This is a genomic window from Staphylococcus rostri, assembly GCF_002902145.1.
Classification (GTDB): domain Bacteria; phylum Bacillota; class Bacilli; order Staphylococcales; family Staphylococcaceae; genus Staphylococcus; species Staphylococcus rostri.
In genome coordinates this window covers 1-11044 of sequence record NZ_PPRF01000058.1, presented here as the reverse complement: position 1 = coordinate 11044, position 11044 = coordinate 1, and the positions used below count along the sequence as shown (strand labels likewise).

Here is an 11044-nt window from a genome sequence, read left to right as displayed (position 1 = left end):
CTTTGCTTATTTTATTTTCTAGTCAGTAAATATCTCTAAATATAATCTTTAAATTTAATTAAGAACATCTTCATACGCACTTAATATTTTTGTTCCATAATAAAGTTGAACTTAGTTATTGAGGAGGTGCTCCTTCACTTGTCATAAATTAACAGTTATACTTGAACATTTGTTGCTGACTTTTCCATTGGACATTATTAAAAAATATCATTTAATCGGAGGTATTATTTTATGAAAACATTAAATGTATCTGAGTTAAAAAATATTAATGGTGGTAATGCTTGGGATAGCGTTAAAGGCGGTCTTTCTGACATGCGTCAAGGTTTTTCTGACGGTTTAAACGACTGGGAAGGTGACACTAACAAAAACGGTTGGACTGGTAGAGTAGCTGGTAAAGTTGCTGGCGGTGTTCGTAGCTTTGCTGATGGTCTTGCAAATGGATAATCTAAAAAACAATCTTTTATTGGAGGAATCATTTATGAAAACATTAAATGTATCTGAATTGAAACAAGTTAACGGTGGCGATTTCTTTAAAAATTTTAGCAAAATTATTCATGACTATGGCTCTGTTCTTAGACCAAGCGGACGTAAATCAAACAATCGTAAATAATCAATTATAATGGATAGTCGGGTGGGACAATGGAATGTTTTTTAGAAAGTGACCTTTCATCCCCACTCCCTATCCTTTAATTTTACATATTGAATAGGAGTCGTATATGAAAAAAGTTAAATACATTGAGCAGTATGATGAAAAAGATTGTGGTCCCACTTGTTTAGCTATGATTTCTCAATATTTTGGAAAAAACGTTTCTATTCCTAGATTAAGAGAATGGGCAAAAACAGACCGACTGGGTACAAATCTTTACGGCTTAATTCAGGCAGCAGACAAAATTGGTATTCAATTAACAGGCGTGCAAGCAGATAGTATATCCGACTTAGAACACGTATCTTGTCCATTCATTGCACACATCATTAATCAACAAGGCTATGAACACTTTGTGATTATAGAAAAAATTAAAAAGCAGACATTTTTTATCGTCGACCCTGGAAAAGGAAAGTATCATTTAACGGCTGAAGAATTTTCAAATATATGGACAAATATTCTTCTATTAGTCGAAAAACGTGATGATTTTACTACTGAGAATGATGCACCCTCTTATATCCATATCTTTGTTGATGTTTTCAAAAAGAACTATATACATTTAATTATTATTACGCTATTTTCCATACTCATTAATGGTGTCGGTATACTTGGCGCCCTATTCTTTAAATATTTAACAGACCATATTATTCCATCCAACCTAATTAGCAACCTTCATCTATTTGGTTTTGCAATATTGTCCATATACATTCTTAATACCATCATTATGTATATACGATACCAATTCGTTCTAAAATTAAGCTTACAAATCGATATCAATTTAATGAAAGATTATTTTTATCATGTGCTACATTTACCTACGAATTTCTTTGATACTCGTAAAAGTGGAGAAATTTTACAAAGATTTATGGATATTTCTAAAATACGAGAGGTCCTCTCCTCATCAACCGTCACACTATTAGTTGATACTTTGATGATTATTGTGGGTGCCTTTTTACTTTATATGCAAAGTCCTTTATTGTTACTCGTAACTGTTATTTTCATTCCACTATTCATTGCTGGTGCATATGTGTTCAAAAAACCGTTCGAAAAATATAATCAAAAGGCGTCTGAAAACGAAGCGGAATTAAGTTCTTACTTAATCGAGTCTTTTGAAGGTAATGCAACCATTAAAAGCTATCAATCTGAAGAAGACACCTATCAAAAAGGCGTCAGTAAGTTTAACCAATTCATTGAAAATCTACTTAAATTAGGTCGCTTTTCTAATATACAGTTAACTTATAATAACTTTTTAAAACTGATCATCAGTATTGTTATTTTATGGCTAGGTGGCTACTTAGTCATACAAAACTACATGTCTCTAGGGAGTCTATTAGCTTTTAATGTGCTAATGGTTTATTATTTAGATCCGATCGAAAGACTGATTAATATTCAGCCTTCCCTACAATCTTCATTTGTTGCAGCAAGACGTATCGCAGAAATTACCGATTTAGATACAGAAAACAATCTATCTAATCAGTCCTTACCCTTTACCTTTGAAAATCACATCACTATGAAAAATGTGACGTTTCAATACGGATTTAGAAATGTTTCTTTAAAAAACATAGACTTGAAAATTCCAAAAGGACAAAAAATAGCGATTGTTGGTGAAAGTGGTAGCGGTAAAAGTACGCTCGGAAAACTACTAGCACGGTACTATGATGCGAGTGACGGGGAGATTTTAATTGATCAACAAAATATAGGTGATATTCAATTGTCAGAAATGAGACGTTCAATTGGATATGTCTCACAGGATACATTTCTTTTTGCGGACACCATCACAAATAATTTAAAAAATGGGATTAACCAATCTCGAACTGAAGAAGAATTAATTCACGCATGTAAACAAGCGGAATGTTTTGACTTTATTCAACGCTTGCCGAATCAGTTTCAAACAATGCTCGAAAAAGAAGCCGCTAATTTATCAGGAGGACAAGCACAAAGATTATCCATTGCTAGAACTTTTTTAAAAGATCCCACATTTTTTATTTTTGATGAAGCTACTAGTGCTTTAGATAGTATTACAGAAACCAAAATCATGAAAAATATAGATGCACTAATACATGATGAAGGAAAAACAGCTATCATCATTTCACACAAATTATCTACAATTAAAAATGCTGATATGATATATGTCCTTAAAGATGGTGAAATTGTAGAACAAGGTTCTCATGAATCATTGATTAACAACCAACATGAATATTATCAATTATGGCATTTGCAGAAATTATAGACTTTAAATACTATGTCACAAATCGAGTAGGCGAATAGCCATCAGTTGACTATTCGTCCTCTCACAACATTAAACATGCTCTGTACCTAGCTGTTCAATATCTTGCGTAAGCCAGTTCGATGTTTGGACACAAGCTGTTAAAATTTGATCAGAACTAAACGATGATGTTAATGCATTGGCAATAGCTGACTGATATCTGACTACTCCCTTGGCTTGTCACACATCTAGTCAGCCTTGCCGGGCATTACTACAAAGTATTTGCTCACTCATGAGATTTCTGTGGTGCTCCCAAATTTCGCCGAAGTAGTGGCAACTATGTCGAAAATACTGCTTTTTGGACACCGTTTATCCGTTTTCCAGTACACAAATTTATTATGTCTCAACCCCTCACCTGTAGAGTTGTTTTGTTGTTAAAGCACGATAAACTTCTTTAGTGCTTGAAAACCTCCAGTACTTCTTTCGTGAATAAGCAATGCTAATCTCACTGTCTCGGGCAAGACCGTATTTTTTGTAATATTTTACGTCTAGTTCGTGGGTTCTCCATATAGAACTCGAGTAGTATCGGACTTTATCTTGTTTTGCAGATTCGTCCATTCTACATAGCCTTGTATGATATTTCTGTTCGTCAGTGCCAGTGTTTGCGTCCGACTTCCTTCAGATTCCACTTCGCAATGGACACCCTTGTCTTTCGCTAACAGTTCCTACTACCAAGTCTGTAACGGACTTTCACCGTCAAGTTATTACCCATGCCGGGCGCACTATAAGAAAAACCGCCAATAAAGTCATTGACCTTATTGGCAGTTCTTCTATTTATGTTTATTTAGTTTCGTTAGTTTTTTTCTTACGACGACCATATAAAGCTGCTGCACCTGCACCTGCGAGTAATCCACCAAATAATGTTGGATCAGCTGAATTAGTGTTACCTGTTTCTGGTAAATCACCCTTCTCTTTTTCTAAATCCTTACTATTTTCTTTAGATGAATTACCATCTACATCAGAGTCGCTATGAGATTCTGAGTCGTTCTCTGCGTCGGAATTGCTATCCGCATCCGAATCACTGTCTGCATCTGAGTCACTATCTGCATCCGAATCACTGTCTGCGTCGGAATCGCTATCTGCGTCCGAATCGCTATCTGCGTCTGAATCACTGTCTGCGTCTGAATCACTGTCTGCATCCGAATCACTGTCTGCGTCCGAATCGCTGTCCGCATCCGAATCGCTATCTGCATCTGAGTCGCTATCTGCATCTGCGTCTGAATCGCTATCCGCATCTGAGTCGCTGTCTGCGTCGGAGTCACTATCCGCATCTGAGTCACTGTCTGCATCCGAATCGCTGTCTGCGTCTGAATCACTGTCTGCGTCTGAATCGCTATCCGCGTCTGAATCACTATCTGCGTCGGAGTCACTATCTGCGTCGGAGTCACTATCTGCGTCGGAGTCACTATCTGCGTCGGAGTCACTATCTGCGTCGGAGTCACTATCTGCGTCAGAATCGCTATCTGCGTCGGAATCACTGTCCGCATCTGAGTCGCTGTCCGCGTCCGAATCACTGTCTGCATCTGAGTCACTGTCCGCATCGGAATCGCTGTCTGCGTCGGAATCACTGTCTGCGTCAGAATCGCTATCCGCATCTGAATCACTGTCCGCGTCGGAGTCACTGTCTGCATCGGAATCGCTGTCTGCGTCCGAATCACTATCTGCGTCGGAATCGCTGTCCGCATCTGAATCACTGTCCGCATCTGAGTCACTATCTGCGTCTGAGTCACTATCTAAATCAGGTTTTTCAGGATTTTCAGGCGTATTTGGTTCTTCTGGATTGTTTGGAATTATGATTGTACCATCTTTACAAACAATAGTGATGTTGCCATTAACGTCGATAAAGTAATAGTTAATTGTAATTGGTGCACCATTAACTGGTGGAATCACAACTTCACGCTCTCCATTAATAATTACAATTGTATTGTTTGAATTATCAACATAGTGATTGATGATTGTTGTATTTCCAGATTCACCATCTTTACCGTCAACACCGTCTTTTCCATCTTGACCATCTCGACCTTTTTCAATCGTGATTTTAGAACCATCGCTGAACTCAACAACTGTATTTCCGGCTTCATCTTGCGTTGTCTCTTTCACTGTTACTGATGTTCCATCCTTACCTTTTGGCACTGTAACTGTGTTTCCATCGCTAAACTCTACGACTGTGTTTCCGTCTTTATCGATATGTTGACCTGTAACTTTGATTGACTCTCCGTCTTTTCCATCAACACCATCTTTTCCGTCTTGACCATCTCGACCTTTTTCAATCGTAATCTTAGAACCGTCGCTGAATTCTACGACTGTATTGCCATTTTCATCTTGCGTTGTCTCTTTCACTGTTACCGATGTTCCATCTTGTCCTTTTGGTACTGTAACTGTATTTCCATCGCTAAACTCTACGACTGTGTTTCCGTCTTTATCGATATGTTGACCCGTAACTTTGATTGACTCTCCATCTTTTCCGTCAACACCGTCTTTTCCGTCCTGACCATCTCGACCTTTTTCAATCGTGATTTTAGAACCATCGCTGAATTCAACAACTGTATTTCCGTTTTCATCTTGTGTTGTCTCTTTCACTGTTACTGATGTTCCATCTTGGCCTTTTGGAACAGTAATTGATGAACCATCTGTGAATGTGACTTTCGTGTCTCCATTCTCTAATGTTTCTGTTTTTTCAACTGAGATTGATTGACCGTCGTTGCCATCAACACCGTCTTTTCCATCTTGACCTTTTGGAATCGTAATCTTAGAACCATCACTGAATTCAACTACTGTGTTTCCACTTTCATCTTGTGTTGTTTCTTTAATTGTGATAGATTCACCGTCTTTGCCAGCTGGGATGTCTAACGTTTTTCCGTCTGAGAATTCTACGGTTGTTGATCCATCTTCGTTAGGTGTGATTTTCTCGATTGTAATTGATTTACCGTCTTGTCCATTGGCGCCATCTTGACCTTTGTCGCCTTTTTCTCCTTTTGGAATTGTAATCTTAGAACCATCACTGAGTTCAACGACTGTGTTTCCATTTTCATCTTGTGTTGTTTCTTTCACTGTTACTGATGTTCCATCTTGGCCGTCTTTACCCTTTGGAATTACGATTTCTTTTCCGTCGCTAAAGACAACCGTTGTATCTCCTGTTTCTGGATCTACAGTTGTTTCTTTAATTGTGATCGATTCCCCATCTTTTCCTGCTGGGATGTCTAACGTTTTTCCATCTGAGAATTCTACTGTTGTTGATCCATCTTCGTTAGGTGTGATTTTCTCGATTGTAATTGATTGACCATCTTTTCCTGCTGGGATGTCTAACGTTTTTCCATCTGAGAATTCTACTGTTGTTGATCCATCTTCGTTAGGTGTGATTTTCTCGATTGTAATTGATTGACCATCTTTTCCATCAACACCATCTCGTCCATCTTGACCTTTTGGAATTACGATTTCTTTTCCATCACTAAAGACAATTGTTGTATCCCCTGTTTCCGGATCTACTGTAGTCTCTTTAATTGTGATTGATTCTCCATCTTTACCAGCTGGGATGTCTAATGTTTTTCCATCTGAGAATTCTACGGTTGTTGATCCGTCTTCGTTTGGTGTGATTTTCTCAATTGTAATCGATTGACCATCTTTTCCATCAACACCATCTTTTCCGTCTTGACCTTTCGGAATCGTAATTGATGAACCGTCTGTGAATGTGACTTTCGTATCACCATTCTCTAATGTTTCGGTTTTTTCAATTCCGATTGACTGACCATCTTTTCCATCAACACCATCTCGCCCATCTTGACCTTTTGGAATTGTGATTGATGAGCCGTCTGTGAATGTGACTTTCGTATCTCCATTCTCTAATGTCTCGGTTTTTTCGATTCCGATTGACTGACCATCTTCACCTTTTTCACCTTTTGGAATCTTGATTGTCGAACCATCTGTGAATTCAACGACTGTATTTCCGTCTTCATCTTGTGTTGTTTCTTTTACTGTTACTGATGTTCCATCTTGTCCGTTTTGACCTTTTGGAATTACGATTTCTTTTCCATCACTAAAGACAATTGTTGTATCCCCTGTTTCCGGATCTACTGTAGTCTCTTTAATTGTGATCGACTCTCCATCTTTACCAGCTGGAATATCCAATGTTTTTCCATCTGAGAATTCTATTGTTGTTGATCCATCTTCGTTTGGTGTGATTTTCTCAATTGTAATAGATTTACCGTCTTCACCTTTGTCGCCTTTTTCTCCTTTTGGAATTGTGATTGTCGAACCATCTGTGAACGTAACCTTCGTATCTCCGTTCTCTAATGTTTCGGTTTTTTCAATTCCGATTGACTGACCATCTTGGCCGTCTTGACCTTTTGGAATTACGATTTCTTTTCCATCACTAAAGACAATTGTTGTATCCCCTGTTTCTGGATCTACTGTAGTCTCTTTAATTGTGATTGATTCTCCATCTTTACCAGCTGGGATGTCTAATGTTTTTCCATCTGAGAATTCTACTGTTGTTGATCCATCTTCGTTTGGTGTGATTTTTTCGATTGTAATTGATTGACCATCTTTTCCATCAACACCATCTCGTCCATCTTGACCTTTCGGAATCGTAATTGATGAGCCGTCCGTGAATGTGACTTTCGTATCTCCATTCTCTAATGTTTCAGTCTTATCAATTCTAATTGACTGACCATCTTCACCTTTGTCGCCTTTTGGAATCGTAATTGTCGAACCATCTGAGAATTCTACCGTTGTTGATCCGTCTTCATTTGGTGTGATTTTTTCAATTGTAATTGATTGACCATCTTGTCCATTGGCGCCATCTTCACCCTTGTCGCCTTTTTCGCCTTTTGGAATTGTGATTGATGAACCATCTGTGAATGTGACTTTCGTGTCTCCATTCTCTAATGTTTCTGTCTTTTCAATTGCGATTGATTGACCGTCTTCGCCCTTGTCACCTTTTGCTCCTTTTGGAATTACAATTTCTTTTCCATCACTAAAGACTACTGTCGTATCTCCTGTTTCTGGATCTACAGTTGTTTCTTTGATTGTGATTGATTCTCCATCTTTGCCTGCTGGAATATCCAATGTCTTACCATCTGAGAATTCTACTGTTGTTGATCCATCTTCGTTTGGTGTGATTTTTTCAATTGTAATTGATTTACCGTCTTGTCCATTAGCGCCATCTCGTCCATCTTGACCTTTCGGAATTGTGATTGTCGAACCATCTGTGAACGTGACTTTCGTGTCTCCATTTTCTAATGTTTCAGTTTTTTCAATTCCAATTGACTGACCGTCTACGCCATCTCGTCCATCTTGACCTTTCGGAATCGTAATCGATGTACCGTCTGTGAACGTGACTTTCGTATCTCCGTTCTCTAATGTTTCTGTCTTCTCAATTCCGATTGACTGACCGTCTTCACCTTTGTCGCCTTTTTCTCCTTTTGGAATCGTAATCGATGTACCATCTGTGAACGTGACTTTCGTGTCTCCATTTTCTAACGTTTCTGTTTTATCAATTCCGATTGACTGGCCATCTTCACCTTTGTCGCCTTTTTCACCTTGTGCACCTTTAGGTATAATCATTTCTTTACCATCTGTGAAGACAACACGTTGATCTCCATTATCTAGAGGTACAATTTCCTTAATTCCTACTGACTGACCATCTTTACCGTCTTGTCCTTTTGGAATTGTGACTGCTGAACCATCTGTAAATGTGACAGTTGTATCACCTGTTTCTGGATTAACATCTGTATGATCAACACGAATCGATTCGCCTTTCTCACCTTGTGCACCATCTTTACCTGCAGGAATGGTAATTTCTGTATTGTCACTAAAACGTACAATTGTATTGCCGTCTGGATCAACAGAAGTACTAGTAATTGTGATAGATTTCCCGTCTTTTCCATCTACACCGTTTTCACCATTATCTCCTTTTTCGCCTTTAGGTATTCTAATTGTACGACCATCACTAAACTCAATAACATTATCGCCTGTCTCAGGATCAACGTAATCGTTAGTAATTCTTACAGATTGACCATCTTGTCCTGCTGCACCATCGGGAACGAAGAATCTACTAATTTGTTCTCCTGTTTCTTCATTCGTAATAGTTACCCAGCTACCTGGATTATTGGAATCGTCAACACCACGTTGAACATCCGTTTTAATCGATGGTGTACGTCCGTCTCTTGGAACAATTACTTTTCCTGGTTGGCTTGTTTTACCGTCAAGTGTTGATGTTGCTGTAACAATATCGCCTTGTTGTAATGTATAATCCGGCAAATTAGTTGTAAAGCGTCCAGTATTATCTGCTTGAACAGTGTATGTCTTATCGCCGATTTGAATTTTCACTTGTGCATTTGGACTTGTTTCACCACTTACATTTTTTGATCCTGACAATTGAGGTTCAAGAACTGGCGCGATAGGTCCTTCGATATTCGAGTCATTCATGCCACCAATACCTAGTGCTATCACTCTATTTGTAGGTGCTTGATCATATGTGTCTTTTAAAACTCTACCAATGTCTTTGCCATTATATTTGATGACTGTGTATAACTTACCTCGCTTACCATCAACACCTTCTCTGATTACTTCTTGTTGGCCTAGTGGAATATCTTTGCTTATTGTGTAGTCAGTTTGGAATGGAATATTCTCTACTTCTGATGCATCATCTTTCGTTACCAAATGATTTTCTGGATGGTTATCACCAATAACAATACCAGAGTCATAATAATAGTTGTCATATGTTGCTGGATCGTACGTATTATTACCAGAACTATACATCATCACTTGTCCATTAAAGCTTAAGTCTCCACTCCAGTCTTTAACCGGCAAACTGAATTTATATGTGATATCACCGTTATTTTGTAATTGTGTTTTATTGATAGCGATAGGTGCTACTAATGCATAACCTTCTGGGTAACTTGTTCTCGTTGCAGGCATTAATACTCTGTTCGACTGTTCTGTTTTTTTACCGCCTGTGACAATTGCTGTACCTGTGATAGATGCCGGAACGTTATAACCGCTTCCGAACTTCAATCCACCAATATCACCTTCATGTCCCGCTTCAGTTGCTGTTTTATCCACTTTCCAGTTTACAGTAAAATCTACTGTGTTCGTTGCACGGTTCGGCACTGCAGTCACTGTATAATTTGTTGGCTTTTGACTAACCGCTGTTTTTCCAGTGCCTGTTGCAGTTAAACCTTTATTTGGATCTAAATAAATCGCATCTTCAAATTCTTCTAAAGTTTCTGCTTCTTTACCATTGATAACCGCATAAGATGTGAAGATTGATTGTTGATCTTTGGCATATTGCAGGCCTGCATAAATCACAGCTTTAAATACATCTTCTGCTGACGCTTTGTCATATTCGATATTTACATTTTTCAAAATATTTTCTACATCTGCTTCACCATATGTGTCACCCAGCAAGTTGCGTACTAACTCTTCGCGGTTGGCAGACACGGTATATAAATCGATAAATTCTTTTGGCGTTTCAATACTCTCTACATCTGCTTCAGGAACTGATTTAAATTGCGCAGTTGTTACTGATGATGACGTCGATGTTACTTGATTTGTTTCTTTAGATGCTTCTTGTGAATTTTCTATGACTTGGGGAGGATTAATTTCGTTTGAGGACTCGGGTTGTTCTGTATTTACTTCTCGTTGTGACTGTTGATGTTCAATTTCATTTTCTTTATTAGATGGGAGGAGGTTTCAACGTGATTTTCAATTTCTTCAAATGCTTGTGTTTCAGATGTGTTTTCGGATTGCGTCACATTTTTATCAATTACTATTTCATTGTCTGTAGATTCTGAGGTTGGTTTAGGCGTTGATATTTCTGTTTCTACAGGCTCATTTTGATGGGGAGTCGTATGAGCGACTTCTATACTGTCAGATGATTGCGATTGAGAAGGAACTTCTTGTGCGTGTGCATCATTATTAACACCAAATACTAATGTTGCACCTACTAAAATCGATGCCGTTCCTACAGTGAATTTTCGAATGGAATACTTGTTTTGGATGTTTGGCAAAAAGTCTAAACGCTTACTATTACCCTTGCTGGATTTCATTTTTCACACCTTCAATTCAATATTTATTTAATTATTGGGGAATATATTTAATTTTAATAAGGCGTTTAGTACCGCACAATATTATTA

Annotated in this window: 5 protein-coding genes; 3 read left to right on the top strand and 2 right to left on the bottom strand. The window is 38.1% G+C overall.

What is annotated here, in order from left to right; translation table 11 throughout:
- Positions 1-231 precede the first annotated feature (231 nt).
- The 3 genes from CD122_RS08665 to CD122_RS08660 all read left to right on the top strand — a co-directional run bounded on the left by CD122_RS08665 (position 232) and on the right by CD122_RS08660 (position 2873).
- Positions 232-444, top strand: a complete 213-nt coding sequence (locus CD122_RS08665) for a bacteriocin (RefSeq protein ID WP_103358590.1) — start codon at positions 232-234, stop codon at positions 442-444.
- Positions 445-478: 34 nt separating this feature from the next.
- Positions 479-610, top strand: coding sequence for a bacteriocin (locus tag CD122_RS11815; RefSeq protein WP_142381199.1), 132 nt, complete (start codon positions 479-481; stop codon positions 608-610).
- 106 nt (positions 611-716) lie between these two features.
- Positions 717-2873, top strand: a complete 2157-nt coding sequence (locus CD122_RS08660; protein ID WP_103358589.1) for a peptidase domain-containing ABC transporter — start codon at positions 717-719, stop codon at positions 2871-2873.
- A gap of 816 nt (positions 2874-3689) precedes the next feature.
- Here CD122_RS08660 and CD122_RS08655 read toward each other — a convergent pair.
- Complete coding sequence (locus CD122_RS08655; RefSeq protein ID WP_142381198.1) at positions 3690-10349, bottom strand: G5 domain-containing protein; 6660 nt, start codon at positions 10347-10349, stop codon at positions 3690-3692.
- A gap of 191 nt (positions 10350-10540) precedes the next feature.
- Positions 10541-10957, bottom strand: a complete 417-nt coding sequence (locus CD122_RS12520; RefSeq protein ID WP_103358587.1) for a YSIRK-type signal peptide-containing protein — start codon at positions 10955-10957, stop codon at positions 10541-10543.
- Positions 10958-11044: the final 87 nt, after the last annotated feature.

Excerpts from the sequence above, each read along its gene's own strand:
- CD122_RS08665 (WP_103358590.1), top strand. The coding sequence starts at position 232 with ATGAAAACATTAAATGTATCTGAGTTAAAAAATATTAATGGTGGTAAT.
- CD122_RS11815 (WP_142381199.1), top strand. The coding sequence starts at position 479 with ATGAAAACATTAAATGTATCTGAATTGAAACAAGTTAACGGTGGCGAT.
- CD122_RS08660 (WP_103358589.1), top strand. The coding sequence starts at position 717 with ATGAAAAAAGTTAAATACATTGAGCAGTATGATGAAAAAGATTGTGGT.
- CD122_RS12520 (WP_103358587.1), bottom strand. The coding sequence starts at position 10,957 with ATGAAATCCAGCAAGGGTAATAGTAAGCGTTTAGACTTTTTGCCAAAC.